General features: G+C 70.7%; 21 protein-coding genes and 1 tRNA gene. 4 read left to right on the forward strand and 18 right to left on the reverse strand.

The window, feature by feature from the left end; all coding sequences use genetic code 11:
• Positions 1-273: 273 nt before the first annotated feature.
• Together V5O46_RS23925 and V5O46_RS23930 are read left to right on the forward strand one after the other, a co-directional pair.
• Positions 274-2,502: a DEAD/DEAH box helicase gene (locus tag V5O46_RS23925; RefSeq protein ID WP_332886732.1), complete on the forward strand. Its 2,229-nt coding sequence runs from the start codon at positions 274-276 to the stop codon at positions 2,500-2,502.
• 505 nt (positions 2,503-3,007) lie between these two features.
• A tRNA-Lys gene (locus V5O46_RS23930) sits at positions 3,008-3,081 on the forward strand.
• Between the two features lie 153 nt (positions 3,082-3,234).
• On the opposite strand, the gene V5O46_RS23935 is transcribed toward V5O46_RS23930, so the two are convergent.
• The 9 genes from V5O46_RS23935 to V5O46_RS23975 form a co-directional block, all read right to left on the reverse strand.
• The gene (locus V5O46_RS23935) at positions 3,235-5,820 is read right to left on the reverse strand and encodes an FtsX-like permease family protein (protein WP_332886733.1); all 2,586 of its coding nucleotides are present in this window, start codon (positions 5,818-5,820) and stop codon (positions 3,235-3,237) included.
• Entirely contained in the window at positions 5,817-6,539 is a 723-nt protein-coding gene (locus V5O46_RS23940; protein ID WP_332886734.1) for an ABC transporter ATP-binding protein, read from the reverse strand. Before V5O46_RS23940 ends, V5O46_RS23935 begins: the two co-directional genes overlap by 4 nt.
• A gap of 78 nt (positions 6,540-6,617) precedes the next feature.
• The gene (locus V5O46_RS23945) at positions 6,618-6,947 is read right to left on the reverse strand and encodes a hypothetical protein (protein WP_332886735.1); all 330 of its coding nucleotides are present in this window, start codon (positions 6,945-6,947) and stop codon (positions 6,618-6,620) included.
• A gap of 587 nt (positions 6,948-7,534) precedes the next feature.
• Positions 7,535-9,106, reverse strand: a complete 1,572-nt coding sequence (locus tag V5O46_RS23950) for a tyrosine-type recombinase/integrase (RefSeq protein WP_332886772.1) — start codon at positions 9,104-9,106, stop codon at positions 7,535-7,537.
• Positions 9,107-9,148: 42 nt separating this feature from the next.
• Positions 9,149-9,586, reverse strand: a complete 438-nt coding sequence (locus tag V5O46_RS23955) for a hypothetical protein (RefSeq protein ID WP_332886736.1) — start codon at positions 9,584-9,586, stop codon at positions 9,149-9,151.
• Positions 9,587-9,615: 29 nt separating this feature from the next.
• A complete protein-coding gene (locus tag V5O46_RS23960; protein ID WP_332886737.1) occupies positions 9,616-10,323 on the reverse strand; it encodes a hypothetical protein in 708 nt (235 codons plus the stop codon).
• A 16-nt stretch (positions 10,324-10,339) separates the two neighbouring features.
• Positions 10,340-10,837, reverse strand: a complete 498-nt coding sequence (locus V5O46_RS23965) for a hypothetical protein (protein ID WP_332886738.1) — start codon at positions 10,835-10,837, stop codon at positions 10,340-10,342.
• 32 nt (positions 10,838-10,869) lie between these two features.
• The gene (locus tag V5O46_RS23970) at positions 10,870-11,643 is read right to left on the reverse strand and encodes a hypothetical protein (protein ID WP_332886739.1); all 774 of its coding nucleotides are present in this window, start codon (positions 11,641-11,643) and stop codon (positions 10,870-10,872) included.
• A gap of 26 nt (positions 11,644-11,669) precedes the next feature.
• Positions 11,670-12,128: a hypothetical protein gene (locus tag V5O46_RS23975; RefSeq protein ID WP_332886740.1), complete on the reverse strand. Its 459-nt coding sequence runs from the start codon at positions 12,126-12,128 to the stop codon at positions 11,670-11,672.
• Between the two features lie 390 nt (positions 12,129-12,518).
• Here V5O46_RS23975 and V5O46_RS23980 point away from each other — a divergent pair, with 390 nt between their 5' ends.
• Positions 12,519-12,737: a hypothetical protein gene (locus V5O46_RS23980; protein WP_332886741.1), complete on the forward strand. Its 219-nt coding sequence runs from the start codon at positions 12,519-12,521 to the stop codon at positions 12,735-12,737.
• On the opposite strand, the gene V5O46_RS23985 is transcribed toward V5O46_RS23980, so the two are convergent.
• The 9 genes from V5O46_RS23985 to V5O46_RS24025 all read right to left on the reverse strand — a co-directional run bounded on the left by V5O46_RS23985 (position 12,729) and on the right by V5O46_RS24025 (position 21,560).
• Positions 12,729-14,093, reverse strand: a complete 1,365-nt coding sequence (locus V5O46_RS23985; RefSeq protein WP_332886742.1) for a hypothetical protein — start codon at positions 14,091-14,093, stop codon at positions 12,729-12,731. The two genes, V5O46_RS23980 and V5O46_RS23985, sit on opposite strands and share 9 nt — an antisense overlap.
• Positions 14,086-14,277: a hypothetical protein gene (locus tag V5O46_RS23990; protein WP_332886743.1), complete on the reverse strand. Its 192-nt coding sequence runs from the start codon at positions 14,275-14,277 to the stop codon at positions 14,086-14,088. The genes V5O46_RS23985 and V5O46_RS23990 overlap by 8 nt, the downstream gene beginning before the upstream one ends.
• A 101-nt stretch (positions 14,278-14,378) precedes the next feature.
• Complete coding sequence (locus V5O46_RS23995; protein ID WP_332886744.1) at positions 14,379-15,884, reverse strand: ATP-binding protein; 1,506 nt, start codon at positions 15,882-15,884, stop codon at positions 14,379-14,381.
• Between the two features lie 19 nt (positions 15,885-15,903).
• The gene (locus V5O46_RS24000) at positions 15,904-16,359 is read right to left on the reverse strand and encodes a DUF6238 family protein (RefSeq protein ID WP_332886745.1); all 456 of its coding nucleotides are present in this window, start codon (positions 16,357-16,359) and stop codon (positions 15,904-15,906) included.
• 43 nt (positions 16,360-16,402) lie between these two features.
• Positions 16,403-17,872: an SCO6880 family protein gene (locus tag V5O46_RS24005; protein ID WP_332886746.1), complete on the reverse strand. Its 1,470-nt coding sequence runs from the start codon at positions 17,870-17,872 to the stop codon at positions 16,403-16,405.
• Positions 17,873-17,961: 89 nt separating this feature from the next.
• A complete protein-coding gene (locus V5O46_RS24010) occupies positions 17,962-19,332 on the reverse strand; it encodes an SCO6881 family protein (RefSeq protein WP_332886747.1) in 1,371 nt (456 codons plus the stop codon).
• Positions 19,333-19,363: 31 nt separating this feature from the next.
• Positions 19,364-20,053: a hypothetical protein gene (locus V5O46_RS24015; RefSeq protein ID WP_332886748.1), complete on the reverse strand. Its 690-nt coding sequence runs from the start codon at positions 20,051-20,053 to the stop codon at positions 19,364-19,366.
• Positions 20,053-20,361 (reverse strand): DUF6112 family protein, encoded by a 309-nt coding sequence (locus V5O46_RS24020; protein ID WP_332886749.1) that lies wholly within the window; start codon positions 20,359-20,361, stop codon positions 20,053-20,055. Before V5O46_RS24020 ends, V5O46_RS24015 begins: the two co-directional genes overlap by 1 nt.
• A gap of 71 nt (positions 20,362-20,432) precedes the next feature.
• The gene (locus tag V5O46_RS24025) at positions 20,433-21,560 is read right to left on the reverse strand and encodes a C40 family peptidase (RefSeq protein ID WP_332886750.1); all 1,128 of its coding nucleotides are present in this window, start codon (positions 21,558-21,560) and stop codon (positions 20,433-20,435) included.
• Positions 21,561-22,195: 635 nt separating this feature from the next.
• On the opposite strand from V5O46_RS24025, the gene V5O46_RS24030 reads away from it, so the two are divergent.
• Positions 22,196-22,945, forward strand: coding sequence for a DNA-methyltransferase (locus V5O46_RS24030; protein ID WP_332886751.1), 750 nt, complete (start codon positions 22,196-22,198; stop codon positions 22,943-22,945).
• Positions 22,946-22,978 lie beyond the last annotated feature (33 nt).

Here is a 22,978-nt window from a genome sequence, read left to right on the forward strand (position 1 = left end):
CAGGGCCCCGCCCGGGCCTCGGGCGGGCGGCGGACGGGGTCGGTGGGGCGGGTGGCCCCGGGGTGAGCAGGCTCGGTTTGCATTGGGGGGCAGGGAGTGCGTATGGTGGCAGATCGTTTGATCCCATTTGCCCGGCGCCAATGCAGAGCGCGCCGTGTGGCGCGTACTCTCCCTTGCCGTGGCGGACCGCATCGAGGCGGTCGTATTTGCGAACTGCGAATCACGGAGTTGACGGGCGCGTGCCGACGAGACTCCGGAAGGTTTCGCATTCGCATGTCCATTGCCAGTACTGATCACGTCGTCGTGCCCGAGAACGCCGAGCGCGACGAGAACGCCGAGCGCGACGAGAACGCCGGGCACGTCGAGAGCACCGAGCGCGCCGAGAGCGCGGAGCGCACGGAGAGCGCCGCGGCCTCCGAGGCCCCCGCGGCCGGTGCCGAGGACGGTGCCGAGGCTCCCGAGGTCACCTTCGCCGACCTGGGCCTGCCCGAGGGCGTCGTCCGCAAGCTCGCGCAGAACGGCGTGACCACCCCCTTCCCGATCCAGGCCGCGACCATCCCGGACGCCCTGGCCGGCAGGGACATCCTCGGCCGCGGCCGCACCGGCTCCGGCAAGACCCTCTCCTTCGGCCTGCCGACCCTGGCCACGCTGGCCGGCGGCCGTACCGAGAGGAAGCGGCCCCGCGCCGTCATCCTCACCCCCACCCGCGAGCTCGCCATGCAGGTCGCGGACGCCCTCCAGCCGTACGGCGACGTGCTCGGCCTGCGGATGAAGGTGGTCTGCGGCGGCACCTCGATGGGCAACCAGATCTACGCCCTGGAGAAGGGCGTCGACATCCTCGTCGCCACCCCGGGCCGACTGCGCGACATCATCAACCGCGGCGCCTGCTCGCTGGACGACGTGCAGATCGCGGTCCTCGACGAGGCCGACCAGATGTCCGACCTGGGCTTCCTGCCCGAGGTCACCGAGCTGCTGGACCAGGTGCCGGCGGGCGGCCAGCGGATGCTGTTCTCCGCGACCATGGAGAACGAGATCAAGACCCTCGTCGACCGGTACCTGAACGACCCGGTCAGCCACGAGGTCGACGCCGCCCAGGGCGCGGTGACCACCATGTCGCACCACATCCTGGTCGTGAAGCCCAAGGACAAGGCGCCGGTCACCGCGGCCATCGCCTCCCGCAAGGGCCGCACCATCGTCTTCGTCCGAACCCAGCTCGGCGCCGACCGCGTCGCCGACCAGCTGCGCGAGGCCGGGGCCAAGGCCGACGCCCTGCACGGCGGCATGACCCAGGGTGCCCGCACCCGGACCCTGGCCGACTTCAAGGACGGGTACGTCAATGTCCTGGTCGCCACCGACGTCGCCGCGCGCGGTATCCACGTCGACGGCATCGACCTGGTGCTGAACGTGGACCCGGCCGGTGACCACAAGGACTACCTGCACCGCGCCGGCCGCACCGCCCGCGCCGGCCGCACCGGCACGGTCGTCTCCCTGTCCCTGCCGCACCAGCGGCGCCAGATCTTCCGGCTGATGGAGGACGCGGGCGTCGATGCCTCGCGCCACATCATCCAGGGCGGCGCGGCCTTCGACCCGGAGGTCGCCGAGATCACCGGCGCCCGTTCGATGACCGAGGTCCAGGCCGAGTCCGCGGGCAACGCGGCCCAGCAGGCCGAGCGGGAGGTCGCCCAGCTCACCAAGGAGCTGGAGCGGGCCCAGCGCCGTGCGGCCGAGCTGCGCGAGGACGCGGACCGGCTGCTGGCCAAGGTGGCGCGGGAGCGCGGTGAGGACCCCGCGGCGGTGCTCGCCGAGGCGGTCGCGGCCGAGGCCGTGGTCGCCGAGGCGGAGATCTCGGTGCCGGAGCAGCCGGGCCCGCGGGACGTGGAGAAGACCGAGCGGGCCGGGCGTTCCTTCGACCGCGACCGCAACTTCGACCGTGACCGCGGCGGCCGTTCCTACGACCGCCGCGACGACCGCGGGAACTTCACCCGCGATCGGGACCGCGACCGCGATCGGGACCGCGATCGGGACCGCGACCGGAACCGTGGCTTCGAGCGCCGTGACGACCGTGGCGGTTTCCGCCGTGACGACCGGGGCGACCGTGGTGACCGTGGTGGCCGTTCCTTCGACCGCCGTGACGACCGGCGTGACGACCGTGGCGGTTTCCGCCGTGACGACCGAGGCGACCGCGGTGACCGCGGTGGCTTCCGCCGTGACGACCGGGGCGACCGTGGTGGCCGTTCCTTCGACCGCCGTGACGACCGGCGTGACGACCGTGGCGGTTTCCGCCGTGACGACCGGCGCGACCGCGGTGACCGCGGTGGCTTCCGCCGTGACGACCGCGGCGGGCACCGTGGCAGCGACCGCCCGTTCAACCGCGACCGCCAGGGCGACCGCCCCGGCTTCCGCTCCGGCGGCCACGACCGCCCGTACGGTCGCCGCGACGACCACCGCGGCTCCTCCTTCGGCCGGCGCGACGACAAGCCGCGCTGGAAGCGCAACGGCTGACCCCGCCCCGGCGGGCACCCGCTGACCCGTGCCGACGTGGCCGTGTCCCCGATACCCGATCGGAGACGCGGCCACGTCCGGCTATGCTCGGGGGAGCAACATCGCGCAACACCGCCTGGGCCCTTAGCTCAATTGGCAGAGCAGTGGACTTTTAATCCATTGGGTGCACCGGGCGACCGGACCGCCGAGCTACCGCCGAGTCGCGCTGAAACCCCATCTGACCTGCTGCTAAGCGGGAACGCCTAGGCTCTGTCTGATCACCGCGCCGAGCGCTCGAAGATCAGGGGAGCGCGAGGGGAGCGCATTCGGACAGAGGTTGCGCAGAGGGGGCGCGCGGCCGGATGGGACGAGCGCAGTCGACTCGGTCGCCGCTCAAGTTGGCTGGTTCCGTTCCCGTTGTGGAGCTCCGACAACAGCTGATCTGGGCGAGGAGCAGGGCGCGGCTCGCGGCATCGTAGATAAGGCAGTGAGGGCGGCCCGACCGTACGGCTATGCTGGGGCGCGCGGGCCGCTAGCTCAATTGGTCAGAGCAGCAGACTTTTAATCTGTTGGTTGTGGGTTCGAGTCCCACGCGGCCTACGGTTAAGCCCCCTTCCTTGGTGACGTCACCTTGAGGAAGGGGGCATTGTGTTGAGCGGGCGCGATGTTGGGTGGCCCTCCCCTATCGCTTCGTCACGCACCAGGCCCGGGGGCTCCGTGGGACAGGGACCGACGGGTTCGTACGCTGACCGCTCAGGCTTGGCGTTGCGCGCGGGCCTGGCGGGGTACGAGGGTCCCGCCCATGACGGCCGCGGTGATCACGGCGGCGAGCACAGTGACGGCCAGCCACCCGGCGGGGACGGCGATGTCGGTGTCCATGCCGGTCAGGAAGGCCACCGAGGCGGCGATGCCCCACAGGGTGCCGGCGACGCAGCTGATGACGATCAGAAGTCCGGACATGGAGGACGCCAGGCGCCGACGCCACCAGGTGGTGGCGCCTACGGCGCCGAGCATCTGGTATTCGCCCTTGAGGTCGGAGGTCCAGAGGCTGACCATGGCGGCGACGATCAGCATCGTGGTGAGTACGGAGATGGCGGCCACGGCCGGCTGGAGTCGTGCCACCGCGCCGACGACCGAAGGCCCGGATTCGATGGTGACGGTCGAGTCCGCCTGGGCGTCGACGGGCAGGGCGCGCAGGACGTCCTGCTGGGCGGGCTTGCTGTCGGCGTTGAGCAGGTACGTCGGGGAGCCGACGGGGATGATGCCCGACTTCCGGGCCCCAGCCTGGCTGACGAGGACGGCGGGCAGTTGCTGGTACTCGGTCTCACGGGCGGCGCTTGGGCGGATGAGGGGGAGGGTCGCGGTGTTCTCCAGGACGAAGCCGTCCGGCTTTCGTCCCATGGCCACGAGCGAGACCTCGCTCGTCAGTCCCACGGGCGTGACGGCCACGGCGGCCTGGCCGCTCTCGTAGCGCTGTCGCTGTTCGTCCGTCATCGCGCCGGCCAGGGCCTCGGCGCCCTGGGTGTCGGCGATGCCGACCGCGGGGAAGGGGATGTGGGACTTCGACGCCAGGTAGCAGGGCTGCCAGTCGTTGTTGCCGTACTTCAGCAGGCCCCGGTCGTCGATGCAGTCGAGAAAGTCAGTGCGAGGCGAGACGGGGAGTTGCTTGCCGTCGCGCGCGATCGCGGCCCGCTGGTAGCCCGTGGACACCTCGGAGGCTCCGGTGGAACTGCGCAGGGTGCCCCGCTCGGTGGTGGTCAGCGGCCGGGAGGAGACGATCAGCGCCGAGGTGTCGGGCAGCTCCGGCAGATAGTCCTCGCGCTGTTTGTGGGCCACCGAGGCGGAGGCGATGAGAACCGTGGTGGACACGGCGGCGACCACCCCGAGTGCGATCACCGTCGTGATGGCGCGGACCGGGAAGGCGAGCAGGGAGCGCAGGGCCGACCGGAGCACGGTCGGCAGCGGCAGGTAGGCGGTGTTCGTCTTCCGGGCGGCGAGGGAGGACAGCACCAGGGCGGTCGCCGTGATCCCGGCGGCGAACACGATGACTCCCAGGACTGCCGTGAGTGCCCCTGCGTTGATCACGACGGCGGCGAGGCCGGCGACGGTCGCGGCCACCAGAGTCCCGGCGGCGGCGGTCCGCAGGCGGAGTTGCCGGGTGCTGTGGACCGGAGGGACCGCCTTGAGCAGGGCGGTGGGGTCCTCGCGCAGGGCCGCGCGCGACGGCAGTACGGAGGCGAGGACGGTGACGGCCACGGCGACGGCGGCGAGCACCAGCGAGGTGGTCCAGGCGCCGTCCACCGGCCCCCAGTCCGCGCCCGCGCGTTCAGCCAGAACCGGCGCGGCCACCCGCGCCACGACCTGACCCGCGACGATGCCCGCCCCGGAGCCGATCACTGCCACGCACAGTGCGTGCGTACGGAGGAAGGAAGCCGTCACCTGCGTGGGGGCGCCGAGGGCGGCGAGCAGCCCCATGTGCCGGCGCTGGCTGCGTACGACCACGGCGAAGGCGGCGGTCACCAGCAGGACGGTCTCGGCCAGCAGACCGAGCCCGACCAGCAGGGCGGTGGAGTCCATGGCTTCGCCCTGCTCGGAGATCGCGGCGGCCTGGCTGCTCGGCACGTACGCGTATCCGGCGCTCTTCAGCTTCCCGGACGCGGCGGGCAGGTCCGCTCCCGGCGGCCACGTGACGAACCACCGGGGGCTGCCCAAGTCCTTCGCCGAGGCCAGTGCCGTGGTCGCCTTCGGCCCGCCCGGAGGGAGGGCGAACAGCCGGTGTCCGAGGTCGAACCGGTCGGAGACCAGGGCTGACACGGTGAACTGCCCGCTGCCGATGGAGACGCTCTGGCCGGTCTTGGTGATCCCGACCGCGTCCGCCAGAGCGGATGACAGCACGATCGTGCCGTCCTCAGAGGACGGGGCACCGTGATCGACGCGGTAGAGGCCGTCGGTCAGGGGATCAGCCAGGTTGACCGCCCTTCCGTCGACGGTGCTCTGCAGTCCCTCCGGGCCCCGGATGGTGAGCCCGAGGACGTCGATGTCATAGGAGAGACGCGTGTTGTCGGGGAGTGAAGGCTTGAGCTGTTCGGCGAGCCGTGCAGGAGCGGTCGTGTCCGGGTTCCGCTCGCCGGACAGGGTGGTGAGGCGTCCGTCCGCGGAGCCGAACGCGGCTGCCTCGGCCTCCGGCGTCGAGACGCGGGCGGTGGCGGTCACGGCGGCGACGCCTGTGCCGGCGGCGACGGGCAGTGCGATGGCGAGGCATACCAGCAGCGTGCGCAGTCGGCTGCGGCTCGCGAGACGCCAGCCGAGGGTCCAGGCGAGGCGGCGGTTGCGGTTCACGCGCCACCTTCCACGACGCGGCCGTCCTGGATACGGACGATGTGGTCGGCCGCCGCGGTGACCTCGGGATTGTGCGTCGCGATCACGCAGGCCACCCCGCCCGCCGCGACCTCGCGCAGCAGCTCGACGACGCGCTCGCCGTTGGCGGAGTCCAGTGCCCCGGTGGGCTCGTCGGCCAGGATGAGTGGGCGCTGGTCGGCGATCGCGCGGGCGATGGCGACGCGCTGCTGTTCGCCGCCGGAGAGCTGGTCGGGGAACTTGCGGGTGTGCCGGGGGACTCCGGTTCTCTCCAGCGCCGTCGCCGCGCGGCGACGGGCCTCCGCCCGCGCCCTTCCGGACAGCTCCAGGGGTAAGCACACGTTCTCCAGCACCGTCATGGTGCGGATCAGGTTGTACTCCTGGAAGACGTAGGACACCAGGCTCGCCCGCGTCCGGGTCAGCTCGGCGGGCCCCATCTTCGTCAGCACGTGCCCGGCCAGGGTGATCGTCCCGGAGGTGGCCTGCTCCAGACCGCCGGACACGTTCAGCAGCGTCGACTTGCCCGAGCCGCTGTGGCCGACCAGAGCGGTAAGTCTCGCCGGATGGAAGTCGACCGTGACCCCGTCCAGAGCCACATGCCGTGTCTCGCCGGTGCCGTAGATCTTGTGGACGCCTTCGAGCCGGAGGACCGGTTCATCCGGTCCTCCGGCTCCAGGTGTGGTGGAAACCGCGGTGCGCATCTTCCGGGAACAACCTCTCTCACGATCTCGTCGTCGCCCCGCGGATCACTCCGCGGTGTCCACCGATGTCACCGCCGGTCAGAACGCGCGGGTCTCCATGATGGCGCCGCGCATGCTGAACCAGCAGAAGCCGTTCTGCGCGTACTTCCAGCCGGTGACCCAGGCGGTGTAGATGTCCGGGGCGCCGGCGCAGTCGGCGCGGCCACGGGCCTCGCCGCCCACGACGTCGCCGCAGGAGATCCACACGCCGTCGCTGTTCTTGCCGTAACTGCCCACGGCGCAGTCCGCGTACACCGCGTTCGCACCGGTGGCCGCGGCCTGGGCCGGCGCGGCGGCCACGAGGCTGGTGAGTGCGGCGGCGCCGATACCGAGCGCCGCCACCTTGCGGCCGAAGTTGCCACGTAACACGAGATGTTCCCCCCTCTGGGATGTGGGTCAGAACTGATCGTCAGTGGTGCAGGAAGAACACAACCGCTCACGTGGCACAGGTAGAACCGCAATTCGCGCCAGCCGCAGGCGCGACGTACCGATTGGTGTGAAAGTGACGATAGTTGAGACAGGTCTCGACCAGTCCCCGGAACGGCCGGAAACCGGCGCCCCTTTCGCACGTCACCAGTCGTGAGGTTGCGAACGCGATGTGGGCCTTTGGGCAGGGTGGCTGATCTCTGTTGCGATGGGGCAGCGACATTCCCCCATCCGCAGGTTTGTGGGGTCGTAGGCGCACTGGTGCCATCGCGGTAGCCGCACGCCGGTGCTGACTGCCTAGTTTGTCGGAGGAAGCCTCCGTTCCAAGGCTGAAACGTGACCTCTGTGGGGTCGGTGGTGACCGGAAACAAGAGCAGGGTGCTCCTCGCGCCCAACGCCGCAGTAGCGCGGGACTACTCGTGTGCGTACGCGACGAGACGGGGAAGCTTCGACCCGGTCTACGTGCATGCCCCGCTCGTTGGCGAAGATCACTGAGGAGGCGGGGCATGACGGCGCCCACCGGTGCGACGTCAGGCAGTGCGCGCCTTCGCTTCGTGCGGCTGTTCGCCCTTCCGCGATGTGCGAGTGCGTCGTTGGCGGGGGACGAGTTTCACGACCGCCTCGGCGGCCTCGCGGGCGAGGTCGTCCAGGACGGACTGGTAGATGTCCCGGGTGATGTGGGTGTCAGAGTGGCCGAGCATCTCCGACACGATCTTGATGTCCACTCCAGCGGCGAGCGCGAGCGTCGCGGCACCATGCCGTAGGTCGTGAAGGCGGACCGGGGGCAGGCCGGCGGCTTCGAGCTCGCGCGTGAACATGAGCGAGACCTTGGCGGGGTGGAGGAGGGCGCCGTCGTCCTCGGTGAAGACACGGCCGGTCGTCTTCCAAGCCGAGCCCCAGCGGGCCTGCTCTTTGCGCTGGCGCTTCTGGTGCTCGCGGAGCGAGTCGACCGACTCGGCGTCCAGAGCGACCAGGCGTTCGCCACTGTCGGTCTTTGGGGCCGCCTCGTGCACCTGCCAGCCGGACTGGACGAGCTGGGTGGCGACGGTCATGGAGTGGTGGGTCAGATCGACGTCCATCCACCGAAGTCCGCAGGCCTCACCACGTCGCAGCCCTCGGAAGGCGATCAGGTGCCAGAGGGTGTAGAGGCGGTGGGTGGCGACCTGGTCGAGGAAGGCGCCGGTCTGCTCCGGCGTCCAGACCATGACGGGGCTGGGCTTCTCCCCGGTCCGCTCCCAGTGGCGCACCCGCTCGGCGGTCCAGACCATGGCCTTCGCACGCGAGGCCGGGTTCAGCTCCACATGCTCGGCGGGGTTGAAGGGCGGGATGACCTGCTGGGCGATCGCGGTGTTGAGGGCAGCCCGCAGGGTGCGCTTGATGGTGTGCTGGCTGTTGGTGCGGGTGGGTTTGCGGAAGGGCGGCATCTCGCCGATGGACGCCTTGAGCCACTTGCGGCGGGCTCGGTTCTCCGCGCCCTTCCAAGGAATGGTCTTCAACTCGTTCAGGGCCGCTCGCCGCAGGGCGTTCTGTTCGATGATCTCGACGTTCGCGTCGTTGATGGCCTCGAACATCTTGTCCAGGTCGGCGACACGGAGTCGGTCGAGCCGCAGGTGTCCCAGGTGGGGCTTGAGGTGTACGCGTACGTCGCTCTCGTACCGCTTGAGGGATGTGGAGCGCAGCCGTTTCTTGCCTGCCAGCCACTCGTCGAGCCAGTCCGTGACGGTGATCTTGGAGTGGAGGCTCTGTCCGGTGGCGTAGCGCCGACGCGTCTCGGCGTAGTCCGGCAGCGGCTCCTTGTTCTTGGCGCAGGCCTCCAGCAGGTCGCTGATCGAGAGGTGACCGGCGGGGTCGTCCTCGTCGGGGACGGGGAGCAGGGCCCGGACCTTGTTCAGTTCCTTGGTGGCCTCGGTGGACGACTCGAAGCCACTCCGGCGGAACTCCCGGCGGGTGCCGTCGGCCCGGTTCGCCAACTCGTGGCGCCGGTTGGTGAGCTTGGGGCACGACTTGCCGTAGTTCTTGCCGGTCTCGGGGTTGCGGCAGGAGCAGCGGCGCGTGACGTTGCCGCAAAGTGCGGTCCCGTTACGTGGTGCGAGAGGGGCGATGGGCTGGGGCCGGCGGGTTCTACTGGTGATCACGAGGGGCTCCTAACGGCTGCGGTGGGCGGAGGTGGAGGAAGCCGCGGGCGCGGCCGAGGCCGTGGCGTCCAGGCGCGCCGGTGGCGCGACCGGGCCGGCGGTCGGCGAGGACGACGAGGCCGCGCCGCTGATCCGGTGCCGCCGGACCTCGTCGCGTACGGTGGCGATGGCTTCCTCGGAGACCAGGTCCTCGGCGACGTTCGCGTCGAAGCCCCGTGCGCGCAGGAGGCACGCGGCGCGCGTGGCCCGCCGCGCTTGTTCTTCCTGGGACAGTCCGTCGGGGAGCTGGTGCCAGACGTAGTGCGGCGGGACGGTCTGCTTCACGAAGCCGCACGCGGCAAGCACCTTGTGAGCGTGCGGGTCGCCGCAGTCGGCGATCACCTCGTTGCTGAACGGCTTGCGGTAGATCTCGGCGTCGGTTCCGTACTCTTCGTGCAGGAAGGACACGCAACGGCCTCTCTGATGAAGGGGTTTGGTCAGCGCGTCCGGTTCGGCCTGGACGCGGGCGGTGGAGCGGGAGCAGGCGTCTCGGGCGGGACGGCGGCCGTCGCGGTGCGCTGGGCGGCTGGGGCGGTCGCGTAGTAGCTGGCGACCCGCGCCTGCCAGCTCGGCTTCGCCGGCCGATCGAGTGCCCGCAGCTGGTCGGCGGCGCCGTGCAGGTCTTCGCCGAGAGAGGTGAGCGTTGCCGCGGCTTCCGCGAAGTCGTAGGACAGGTCCCAGCTGGCGTCGGTCTCGGACGCCTTGGCCTGCTCAGCGGCGGCCTCGAAGAACTCGCTGAGCCGGACGAGGACCCCGTCGTTGGGGTCGAGGACGTGGTCGGTCAGGCTGGCCGCGGTCGCGCATGTCTCGGCGCTGTTGAGCTCGTCGGTCAGCCGCAGGATCTGGTGGCCGTGGACACGTGTGCCCCGGGGATCGGAGGGCGTGGTGAGGGGGCCCGCGTGCAGATCGGGGCCGAGTTCGACGCGGTAGCCGACGGCGGTGAGCATGCGGGCTGCGTGGCTGGCCATCTGGTTCTCACGGGCTTCGCCCATGTCCCAGGGCAGGCGGTACCAGAAGGACCGGGGCCTGGTCTCGATGACGAAGCCCGCGCGCTTGAGGAGAGTGGTGGCGAGTTCGTCTCCGCCTTCGACGATGACGTTGCCGGTCGGATGGCGTGTGATGACGACGTCGGGCGGGGTGGGCATCGTGGGGGTGGTCCGTTCAGAAGTGGGGGTTCTCGGTCGGCCGGTTGCTCGCGGAGGCGGCGTCCAGCAGCTCGGGCAGGTCCGCAGGGTCGGCGTCACGCTGGTCGAGCCACCAGCCGGCGCGGGTCAGCAGTCGTACGGCGTCCTCGATGGCCTCCCACTCCGCCTCGCTCGTGGTTCCTTCGACGACGAGCGCGGTGTACGCGGCGGCGACGAGCTGGTGGCGACAGCGGGCGGCCCATGCGACCGCGCGGTCGGTGCCGTCCAGCGGGGGCATGCTGTACTGCGCAGACCATGTCTCGGCCTCGGCCTGCTCGGTCGCCCTCCGCTTCGCGAGCCACTCGGTGGTGGCCTCGGTGGCATCCGTGCGGGAGGCCCGCCAGCAGCCGGCGCAGTCCCGGCCGGCGAGCCAGCGGGCGTATCCGGCACGCCGGTCGGCCGGACGGTCGGACAGATCAGCCTCCACCGTGTGACCGCAAGCGTGGTCGATGGTCCAGAACTTCTTCACGGACATGAGCCGGACTCCTTGAACGTCGGGAAAGGGGATCAGCGCGTACGACTCGGGGCGGACGGCGCGGCCTGGAGCCGCGGCCCTGGCTCGTCCTGCGGTTTCAGGGTGTTGCCGGGGCGGTTGGGGGACGACGCCATGGCGGCGCGCGCTCGCGCGGTGTGCGTGACCCGGAGCCATTCCTGCCGCTCGGGCAGCGGTACCTCGGCCAGGGGTGGAGCGTTCTCGGGGGTTACGTCGGGCATGACGGCCAGTTCGAGCTGGGCGCCGACGAACTGGTCACCGAGGAAGGCGACGTGATGGGCGATGCTGCGCAGATGAAGGCCCAGCTCGTGACCATTGGGGGTGTCGAGCCGCTCGCACCAGGCGGCGGCCGTGTCGATGAACTCCTCCAGGTCGAGCACGACGCCGTGGTGCTCGTCGAGGATCTCGCCCAGGACCTCGGAGACATCCGCCGCGCGCCGCAGCTCGTGCAGTTCGCCGGTCAGCGCGGTCAGGGACTGGCCGGGCCGTGTCGCCCGCGCAGGCACTCCGTCCGGAGTCGGGACCGGCGGTGGAATCATGATCCTCGGGTCGGCTGCGACGGAGAGACCGGCGTCCTGGAATTCGCGGGTCGCCCTGGCCACGGTCCGTACCGCCGTGTTGTGGGGCGTGTTGTCCGCCAGCAGGTAGACGTCGAGGTACTCGCTGTAGCGGAAGTGGTGCTTGCGCAGGACCTCGTCGAGGAACGGTCGGTCATCCGCGACGGCGGCGGCCACCCCGTAGTCGGGGTGCATCCCGAAGGCGACGTCCGGTTCGAGTTGCAGAGTCATCGCGTGGGCTCCTTGTTGGGTGCGGTCTAGCGGCTGCGGACCGGCTGCGGGGCGGAGGGGGCGGGGCGGTACTCGACTGCGGCGGCGGGCCGCGCCGGCGGCGCACCCGCACGGGCCGGAGAGCTGGCGGTGGCGGCCTGGGACCTGCGCTGCTGGGCCGCAGGCGTCACCGTTGAGGCGGAAGGTTTCTCCAGCCGCTCCAGGAGGCCCCGGCCCGTGCCGAGCCGGGTATAGGGCTGGAGGTCGTACGCGACATCGGCGTTGACCCTGTACTGCGCGGCCCGCAGGGACTGGACCGCCTGCGCCCCGCGCCGTACGGGGTCACGCTGCGGATCGGTCAGCCCGTACAGAGTGCTGCCGGGCAGCCGCTCGAAGCCGACGAGCCGCAGGATGTGCTCGGCGACGTGGTTGTCGTGCGATGTCGCCGCCACGACGCCGTACTGGTCGTGATGGCCGACGGTGATGTGCGGACGTGTTTCCGCCACGAAGATGCACCTCGCAGAGGTCGGGGCCGTGCGGAGACGAGGATGCGGCCGGAAGGTGGATTTGGTGTGGCCGGGAAATCGCGGTAGGTCGAGCCCGCTGGATGGTTCGATCAGTCCAATGCGCCCAAAGCGATGGCGACCATGAACGGCCATCGCTAGGCTCTGTATTGATCTGTCGAGAGCTACATGGAGTACCGGCGACGTGTCCGACTGGGGGACGGTGTTCCAGCCTCGATCAGGAGCAGATCGCGGATGAGTCTCTAATCGTCGCGGAGTCTCAGCAGGCCATCGAAAGCGGTGGTCGAGCTGAGGCTGCCTGCCGACTGGTCGACCACCCTCATGTGAAGGGATCGACTGGTGAGGCTGACATTCCCCGTTCAGGTGCTTCTCGTGATCGTGTCGCTCATGTCGTCACTGCTCATCGCTGTGCTGACGGGTGTTCTGTCCCATGCGACAGGAACGCAGGTTGCGGGCGCAGTGCTGTACGGCGGCGGCGCGTTCATCGCTTGGATGACGTTGTGCGTCACTGTGCTGACCGCGCTCGGACTGCTGGGCAGTCCCCGAGGGAACGCGCGTGCAGACAACCCCAGCGACGCGCCGTCAGCGTGAGCGCGGCGGCCTGCTGGAGTTGAAGAAGCGGGGAGCCGACGGACCGGCGTTCTTCTCGATCGCCGCGGTGATCTGGCGAGCGGCCTGTGGTGACCAGGAAAGGGCAGCCTCGGCGCGTGTCGACCGGACCGGCTGCGCACGGAGCGGTCGGGTCAGTGGCGCGGGCGGCGCCTTGTCGGCGCGCGCGATGTCGATGAGGACGCCGGCGTTGTCCATCCAGGTCAGGGAGTAGTGCCAGCCCTCGGCGTTGCGCATGGCCACGGCGTCCGCGAACACCGCCTTCGAGCGAGGATGGTCGGGCAGGAGCGCCTCGGCGACCACCTGGAACTCGGCCTGCACCCGGGCGCCGCCGTCCAGTGCCTCGCGCAAGGCACGGAGCCGGTACGCCCAGCGCCCGGCCGCACGCTCCGCGGGATCAAGGAGAGGAAGCTTTTCCTCGGCGTGCGCGACCAGGGTGGGACCGTGCTCCAGGAAGGGAGCGAACTGCGCCCACATCTCCGCGTCCCGTACCTGTTGGCGCAGGCCGTACCGCTCGTCGAGCGGCCAGTGATCGGCATCGCACAGGCTGTCCGAGACCGCGTCCCATTCGGCCAGAACGTGCTGGCCGGCCGCCACCGACTTGGCGACTTGGCTGAGCCGGGTCTCGTGGACGGCCTCCTGGTACCGGGGCAGCAGGCGGATTGTCACTCGGGAGGCCGCTCGCACCGGGTCCGTGCTCACGACGATGCCGTTGGGTGTCCTGGTGGTCGTGTCGAACCCGCTGCCTCGTGGCTCGAACGCGGCGACGAGGAACTCGTGCTTGCGCAGGGGGCGGTCGGTGACCAGGGGCTCGATGCCAGAGTCACTGGCGAGTACGGCCCTTCGATGTGTGGTGAATTCGGAGAGGGCCCAGCTGACGTGGCCGTAATCCCATACCCGTTCGCTGAGCGGGAGCTGGCCTTCCTCTGCAACGTGTTCGTGGACGGCGGAGGTCCAGGAGCCGGGGAGTCGGCCCGACAGTTCCTCGGCGAACTCCGCGAGATCGGCCCGCGAGTCCGGCCGGCGCGGTGACGGGGTCGGAGGGCGCGCGGGCTCTGAACCACGGGGCGGCGCCGGGTTGGTGGGCATGGGGCCGTCGAGCGAGGCGTCGTCGATGGCGACGTAGTGGCTGGCCACAGCGCTGTAGAGCTGCTGAAGTGTCGCCCGGACCTCGTCCGGACGGCTGTCGCCGAGGACATAGGCGAAGTCGGGATGCCCGGTGGAGAAGCCGGCATCGAGCAACAGCCGGTGCGCGGAGCCGAAGTCGTCGTGGATGGTGGAGGCGGTGAGGCCGAGTTGGGGGTGCTTGCCCAGCGTGATCCATGCCAGCTCAGCCATGGCGGGTCTCGCTCTCGTCGTGCGCGTCGGGGCGCCGGTCGGTCCCTCGCCGTGTCGCGTCCACGGGATCGCGCGGGCTGGGGGTTACGGAGGCATGGCCGTGTGCGGTGTGGGCGCGAGCGGCGTCGGCGTAGAGCTGGACGAGGCGGCGCAGGCCGCGACGGATGGTGCGCTTCAGGTGCATGGCGGGGCGGCTTTCTGTGCGGAGGGCGTGATGTGACGACGGGCGAGGGGGAGCCGGGGCGGCGCGTGCCGGCTCCCGGGGCGTGAGCGGGAGCGGACGGCTCAGGTATGCATCCGGGCGTCCGTGTCGAACAGCTCGCGCTCGTGCGGGTGGAGCAGATGTTGAGTGATGAACGACCGGCCCGCGACCTTCCACAGGCCGCGCCCCTTGGTGAGGGCGGAGACGGCCTGGGTCTCCACGCCGGTGAGTCCCAGCAGGGCTGCGGCGGAGCCGAGTTGGTCGGCTTCCTGGCGGTAGATGATCCGGGTGGAGCAGTCGGTGAGCAGTCCCTCGGCGAGGGCACGCCCCCGGGAGCCGGCGTCGCCCGCGGTGAGCAGATCGCTGAGGCGGTGGATGACCATCATGTTGGCGATGCCGAGGCCCCGGCTGAGCTTCCACTGGCTCTGCATGCGTTCCAGCAGGGCAACGTGCCGCATCACGCGCCATGCCTCGTCGTAGATCACCCAGCGCCGTCCACCGGTGGGGTCGGCGAGCGCGGACTCCATCCACGCGGAGGAACAGGTCATCGCGAGGACGAGTGCGGTGTCGTCGCCGGTGCCTCCGAGGCGGGAAAGGTCGATGGAGAGCATCGGCGCGGCCGGGTCGAAGGCCACGGTGCTCGGCGCGTCGAACATGCCGGCCAGGTCGCCATGGACGAGGCGCCGCAGTGCGTGGGCCAGGTCCTCGGCGGCCCGTCCCAGGCGCCCGGAGAGGTCTCCCAGTGCGGCGTCGAGCCGCTCGGGTGAGCCGAGCACGTACGCGACGTCGCCGAGCAGCGGGGTGGTGCCGGCGGCTTCGGCGTGCGTGACGGCCTGGTCGAGTGCCACGTCCAGCGCGGTGTGCTCCATCGGGTGCAGGTCGCGCCGCAGGACCGTCTTCGCGAGCGAGCCGAGGAGAAGCAGGCGCCGCTTGCGGACCTCGCCCGCCCAGTCGTCCTCGCTTACGCCGTACGGCCTGGCAGGGGCGTCCAGCGGATTCAGCCGGCCGGGAAGGCCGGGACCCAGGGCGATGGTCTGCCCGCCCAGCGCCTGGGCGACGACGGTCCACTCGCCCTTGGGGTCGCACGGCACGTAGATGCGGTAGCCGAAGGCGACGGCGCGTACGGCGAGGGACTTGGCCAGGGCGGACTTGCCCATGCCGATGACCCCGGCGAGCAGGATGTTCGGGTTCGTGAATCCGTCGAGCCGCCCGTACAGCGCGAACGGGTCGTAGGTGAAGGCGGCCTCCGCGTGCACGTCGCGGCCCACGTAGATGCCCTGGGCGCCCAGGCCGCCCTCGGCGAGGAAGGGGTAGGCGCCGGACGCGGTGGCGGTGGTCATCCGGTGGGCGGGGAGCTTGAGCCGGCCGCCGCGGGCGGAGGCGGGCCCGGGGCGGCCGGAGGCCGGGTAGGTGGCACGCAGCTCGGGATCGATGCCGGTCGTGGTGCGGCGGGTTTCGGGCCGGGCGGCCTGGCGGGCCTTGTCGCGGGCGGCGGCGAACTGGTCGCGTGCGGCGCGGGCCGTGCGGCGGTCGGTCTTGCGGGGGACGAACAGCGGACTGGCGCTTGCGCGGGTGGTTCGGTTGGGCATGGCGGTGGTGCTCCGGTGGTCAGTGGCGGATCAGGCCGGTGAACGGGTCGCGCAGGTCGGCCGGGGTGTGGTCACGGCGGACGCGGGCGGCGGTGGCCAGGTGGCGCTGGCACACGGTGAGGTCGGGTGCGCCCTCGGGAAGCCGGGCCCGGCACGCCTCCCGCGTGGGGAGGCGGCCGGTGACTCGTTGCGGGGCCGCGTGATAGGCGGCGTGGAGGTGCTCGGCTGCCTGCCACAGCCGGACACGGCAGGTCCTCAGGTGGTCGCCCTCGACGCCGGCGACCGGGGCGGTCCGCGCCGTGTGCGCATCCAGCAGCCCGTACAGGGCGACCAGGTGGGCGTGCAGGGAGTCCAGTTCGGTGCGGCTGGCGGCGACCGGGGCGACGGGCATGTTGATGGCCCGGTGGAAGTCGAGCGCGGCGGTGGCGAACGGGACAAAGTCCGAAGTCAGTTCGGGCAGGGGCTCGGTCGGCATGGGGTGCCCTTCGGTAGAGCGCGGTCGGTGGTGCTGGGCCGCGCTACGGGCGAGCGAGCGGCAGAGCGGCGTTGGTGAAGGCTTCGGCCTGCTGCCAGGTCAGCAGGCGCAGGTCGACGAGGGCGGCGACGGCCGCGGTCTCGACGGCGGCGCAGGCCGCGTTGAGCTCCTCGCGGGTGTCCGCGCTCACGGTGAGCAGGCCGGTGAGGGCGACGTCGGCGTGTCCGGCGATGAGCTGGCGCTCGCGCTGCTTGATGTCGGCGTACTCGACCGAGTCCTCCTCGGAGTCGACCTGGCCCTTGCGGGCCCGCTCGGCGGCGTCCGCGATCACGGTGGCCTTCTTGCGCTGTACGTCCTTCAGGGCGGCGTCCAGCCCCTTGGGCTCGTAGGTCAGCGAGAGGGTGCGGCGCACGCCGGTGGTGAACAGGAGCTGGTGGAGGAAGCCGGGGCTGGTCTCGATGCGCGGCCAGTTCTCGATCCAGAACGTGGCGTGGTGGGCCGAGTCGGTCTGGATACGGTCGGCCTTCTCGACCAGGACGACCGGTCCGGCGGCAGCGGGGTGGGCCTGCGGACGGCCCGAGTCGGACCACCGGTCGAGGCCAGCCGACGCTTTGGGGTCGTACGCGGTACGGATCACGGCGGCGATCTCGCGCGCGGGCAGCCAGCCATTCGGTGTGAGCCCGGAGGTACGGGCGGACTGGTCGAAGGTGGAGGCGAGCTGGGCCAGTACGGCGAAGGCTCCGGTGAGTCCGCCGCCGGCCTGGTTGATCAGGCGGCGGGCGGCCTTGAGGTCGAGGGCGAGGGCGACGTACGCCTCGTGCGGGGCGGCGGCGGGGCCTGCGGCGGCCAGCAAGTCGCCGTAGATCGGACCGGCGAGCGGGGTCTGGGCGTTGCCGTGCTCCTGCCAGTAGCGGTTGAGCGCGTCGCCGGAGTCGGGGACCGTGCGCTCCAGCACCTGGACGCGGGCGATGTGCCCGCTGCGCGAGAGCGCGGCCAGCGTGCGGCCCCAGCCGGAGACGTTGCCCGCCTGCGCGGCCGGGTCGAGCAGGGCGAAGGCGCGGGAGGAGACCTTCACCACGGCCGTGAGGGTGCCGTGGTGCGGATCGTGCACCGCGCCGAGGCGGCCGTCCGATGAGGACACCACCCGCAGGGACGCGGCCGTGCCGGGCAGGTGGAGCAGCCCCTCTCGCCGTGGCCGGGTGGACGGCCGGGCGAGCCAGACCAACTGCCCCCGGAAGCGGCGCAGCGCGTATCGGATCGCGATCGGCGCCCAGTCGGCGAGCGCCCGTCCGCGGTGGCGGATGAAGACCGCCGCGAGGACGACGGCCCACAGCGGTACGAGCTTGAGCGCCCCGGTCACACCGGAGGTGAGCAGCACCCCGAGCAGGAGCAGACCGCACACCGCGACGACGATCAGCTGAGGGGCCGACAGGCCGAGCAGCACGCCCCGCCGCGAGCGGTGAGGGAACTTGACGGTGGCCGGACCGTCGGGGTGAGAAGCGTCAGAGAGCATGGCGAAGCCGTCCTTGGAACATGAGGAGAAGGAAGAAGAGGAAGACGGGGTGGGCCGGGCGGGCCTCGGCCCACCCCGTCAGCTCCGGGCTACGAGCCCGAGCGGTCCGCTGGCCCGGGATAGATCCACCGCTGCGGGGTGACGCCACCCTGCGGAGGAGGACCGCTGCGCCGCGGTGCCGGCGGGTCCAGGTGCGTGACCTGCGGCGCTGCGACCGAGGCGCCCTGTGGCGTAGGTCCGGAGACCGCTGGCGCCGAGTCAGCTGCCTGGCCCCCACCGGGGCGCTGGATGAGCGGGACTCCGCGGTCGCCGTCCGTGGGAGGACGGCGGATCAGCGCCCGGCCCTTGTCGCCGGCCGCACTCGGATCCTCACCGAAGCGGAAGTGGGTCTGCTTCGGTTTGGCCTCACCACCGGATCCGCCCGTCGGATCGATCCCGGAGGCGACGCCACCGGAGCCCTGGCCCGGCACCTTCGCCGGCCCCTGCGGAGCCCGCATTCCCGTGCCGGCCTGGACCGCGAGCTGCCCCGCGGTCTTCGCCGCACCCGCGGCGACCGCCATGCCGGCGACACCGGTGCGGTGCAGATCGTCGTGGCCGCCGCCGTCGGCCGCCCAATGCACGAACTTGTACGTGGCGTAGGGGCAGAGCAGCACCAGGACCATCACGACGATGCCCGCGATCGCGTCCGACAGGGCGCTCAGCCCGTCGCCCGCGTCCGTCTTGCCCATGGCGGAGACACCCAGCAGGAACACGATCGTCATCAGGAGCTTGGAGACGATCAGGGTGCTGGTCGCCTCGATCCAGCCGCGCCGCCAGCGCCGCGCGACCTCCCAGCCGCCGCCGGCCCCGGCGAACACGGCCAGGGTGACCAGGACCAGGATGCCGACCTTGCGGGCGACCATCACCGCCCAGTAGAGGAAGGCGCCCACCGCACAGCCGAGCGCGACGATCGCGGGGACGCCCCAGCCCAGGCCGTACATCGCCCCCAGCTCGTTGACCTTGATGATGCGGCGTACCGCGTCGTCCACGGAGCTGTTGGCCGCCTTGAAGAGGCCGGCGCTGAGCGCGTCGACGACCGTGATCGCGACGGTGGTGCAGGCGATGGCGGCGAAGGCGAACAGGACCCCCGCCACGGTTCCGTACACGGCCTGAGCGAGGGCTCGTTCGTCCCGGCGCCAGGCGGCGCGGGTGAGCTGCAGGCAGAACGTGCCGACGGTGAGGATGAGGCCGATGGGCAGGATCAGCTCGTAGTTGCTCCTGAACCATTCGGCGTTGAGATCGATGGCGGTGGTCTTGTCGACGGCCTTCGAGGCCAGGTCAGCCGCGGCCTGGGCCATCTCGCCCATCGACTTGGCGATCCAGGCGCCGATGCCGTCGGTGACGGCTTCGCCGGTCGCGCCGACGACACCGCCGACGGTGTCGCAGACCGTACTCATCAGAGGAAGGTCGCAAGCCCCCATGAGGGAACCTCCTTACGCAGGTTGAGGGCGATCACGGCGCGACGTTCGGCAGGACGCCGACGAGGGCGCATTCGCGGTCCGGTCGGCACAGGACAGCGAGGGTCGTCGAGCGGGACTCGGCTCCGGCACCGGAGCCCTTCCAGGCGATGGACTGCTTGCCGGTGACCGTGACGGCGTAGACGTACGCCTCGGTGATCGCGCCGGGGTCCTGGGCCAGGGCGGTCTTGAACGCCTGCGGGAAGTGGCCCTCGCCGACCGTGGCACCGGCGTGCTGCCCGTTGTCGTGCATCCGCGACCACAGCACCGGACTGGGCACCTGGTCCGAGACGGACTTCCAGTCCGCGTACTTCTTCTCGTCGGTCATCCACCGCTTGAGGCCGGCCATGTGCTCGGCCTGCGAGAAGGACCGGGTGTCGTACGTCCACAGGACCTCGGTGGCGGCCTTGGCGAACTTGATCGGATCGTTTGTCTTGGGTGGGGCAGCCACTGCCGCTCCGGCGTGCGCGGTGGCGGTAGGGGAAGGAGGCACCGAGGACGACGCCGGCGCGGGGGCGGCGGCCTTCGCCGGGGCCGGGCTCTCCGCACGGGTGACGTAGGCGACCAGACCGGCGACGGCCAGCAGAACAGCAAGGACGATGCCGCCGATGGAGGCACGGCGCAGAACCGAGGACGGGGCTCCGTGCCTCGGCGCCCTGGCGGAAGGGAAACGATTCTTCGACATCAGTGAACCTGCGTCCCCATGGCCGAGAAGAACGCCACGATGCCGTTGGCCGCGCCGAGCAGTAGCGCGCAGCCGGCGGCGACGACAGTGCCCTTCTTGCCGTTGGCCTCGGCCTGGTGGCCGCCGCTGTGGTGGCCCCAGGCCCAGACGAGGGCAGAGATGGCGAGGGCGCCGACCACGGCGATGATGCCGAACAGGTTGATGCTGCCCATGACCTTCTTCAGAACGTCGAGACCGGGCAGACCACCCTCGCTCGGCGTGACGCCGGGGTTGTACGCCAGGAACTGGGCATGCTGAATGAGCTTCACTAAAACTCCAGTGCGAATGTGGGCGCGCGAAGGCCCAGAAAGGGGAGGAGTGAGAGGGGGGGAGGGATCGGTCAGGCGACCCGGCGGGCGGCGAGGACGTCTGGCCGCCAATCGGCGAGGGTCGAGATCTTGACCACGTCACCAGTGCGCGGCGCATGCAGGATCAGGCCGTCGCCAATGAACATCCCTACGTGTTCCGGGACTTGGGCCGTACCGCGGGTGAAGAGGAGGTCGCCCGGCTTAAGGGTGTTGACGCTGACCGCCTTGCCCTCCTTGACCTGCGTGTACGTCGTCCGGGAGATCGAGATACCGTCGGCCTTGTAGGACATCTGCATCAGGGATGAGCAGTCACAGCGGCCCATCGGGTCCTGACCACGCGGATCGGTGCACGTGCCACCCCACTGATACGAAGTGCCGAGCTGGCCCAGACCCCAGCGGATGGCGGTGCGGACCGACGTGGGCGCGTCAGCCGGGATCTTGTAGTCCTTGGGGACGGAGCCGGCAGGGATCGGACCGAACTTGGCGCCGTCCTCACCAGTGCCGCACGCGCCGGGCGTCGCATCCGTCTGGTCGGTCTTGTCGCCCGTGTCGGAACTCGAACCTGCGGACAGAGACGTGGCGATGGCCTTCTGCAGAGCCGTGGCCAGCGGCTCCCACTTTGCGTACGCGTCGGGGAAGCCGCTCTTCTGGACCGCCTGCGCCGCCTGCGTGACGGTCATGGACTGCCAGCCCGGGACCTTCAGCAGCGCCTCGTAGAACCTCGTCGCGGCGTGCACCGGATCGCGGACCTGCTGGGCCGTCCCCCAGCCCTGGCTGGGACGCTGCTGGAAGAGGCCGAGCGAATCCCGGTCGCCGTAGTCGAGATTCCGCAGCCCCGACTCCTGCAAGGCTGTGGCCAGAGCCGCGACCTGGCCCCGGGCCGGCACCTTCATGGCGACGCCGGTGGCCTGGATCGTCTTGGCGTTCGGGATCTGCTCCGCGGGATCGTCCAGCCCCGGGACGGACATTGTGGCCTTGCCGCCGCCCTTGAGGATCGAATCCACCTGCTTGGCGACTGCCGCAGAATCCACAGCCTGTGTATTGCCGTTCGCGCAGGCGGCCTGGGCGCTGGACGCGCCGGCCAGAGCCATTGCGAGCGGGGCGACCAGCAGCAGCGGGCCGAGAGCGACGGCCCCGACTATCGCCGCGCCCGCCTTCACGGCCGCAGGCCGTCCGCCGAACCGAGGGCGTAGGAGTCGGGCTCTGGGGAAGGGCGTGCCTGGGCATGCTGCATCAGCAGCTCCTTACTTGTAGGCAGCGCGGCACCAGCGTTCTCGTCGAAAAGGTCACCGGCACCGCACCGGTCAGAAATTCACAACCCTGAGATCAGGGAATGAGGAAACCAGGGTCGGGAGCGGCTAACTCCCGACCCCTGGAAACCCCTTTACTGGAGAACGGCAGCCAGCCGCGCTCGTAATCTCATACGCCACACGGAGAAACCCCCTCGCCGAAAGTCAGGCCGATTCGCGACTGCCGCCCGTGGTGCCCTCTGGACGAGGCAACACGCATCAGCACAGCTCAACAGGCCGGGGGGTGAGCCCCATCCGTCGAACACGGCGAGACTGTAGGGATGAATTCCGGCCGCACCAAACGGCGCCTTGTCTGGCACTCGGGACCCGTCATATGGCGGCAGAGCGTCATTAGACGCGGCCGGGAATGGTGGCTACTCTCCAGCCCATCGCTCTCCTCAGGCGGCTTCTGCGGCCTCCGGGAGCGACTCACGCCGACGTGCGCAGAATTCCGGGAGCGCGGAATCAGGCGCACGACCGTTCCTGCGGAAAGAGAGAACCGCGCAATGCCGTACACCCTGCACCGAGGCGACGCGCTGACCGCCCTCGCCGGCATCCCTGACAACAGCGTCGACGCAGTCATCACCGACCCGCCCTACAACAGCGGCGGCCGAACCAGCAGCGAACGAACCGGTCGCAGCGCCCGCGCGAAGTACACCTCGGGCGACGCCGAACACGACCTTGCCAACTTCCCTGGCGAGAACCGCGACCAGCGCTCGTACGACTTCTGGCTCACCCTCCTGCTCACCGAGTCCTACCGTGCGACCACCGAGTCCGGCGCCGCGCTCGTCTTCACCGACTGGAGGCAACTGCCCACCACCACCGACGCGCTCCAGGCCGCCGGCTGGACCTGGCGCGGCATCGCCTCGTGGCACAAGCCGGTCTCCCGACCGCAGAAGGGCCGACTCAAGCAGTCCTGCGAATACATCGTCTGGGGCACCAAGGGCCCGGTCGACCCCGACCGGAACCCCGTCTACCTGCCCGGCCTCTACACCGCGAGCCAGCCCCGGAAGGACCGCGTGCACATCACACAGAAGCCCGTGGAGGTGATGCAGGAACTGGTGCAGATCTGCCCGCCGGGCGGGACCGTCCTCGACCCCTTCACCGGCTCCGGCACGACCGGCGTCGCCGCCCTCCGCGAAGGCCGCAAGTTCATCGGTGTTGAGCTCTCCGAGCACTACGCCGACATCGCGGAGCAGCGACTTCAGCGCGCCCTGACTCAGGAAGACTTCGAATTGGCGGGCCCCGAAGAATGAGACCAGACCGCGTCAGACGGCCACCCCTGAAGG

The sequence above is a fragment of the Streptomyces poriticola genome (assembly GCF_036689765.1).
Lineage (GTDB): Bacteria > Actinomycetota > Actinomycetes > Streptomycetales > Streptomycetaceae > Streptomyces > Streptomyces poriticola.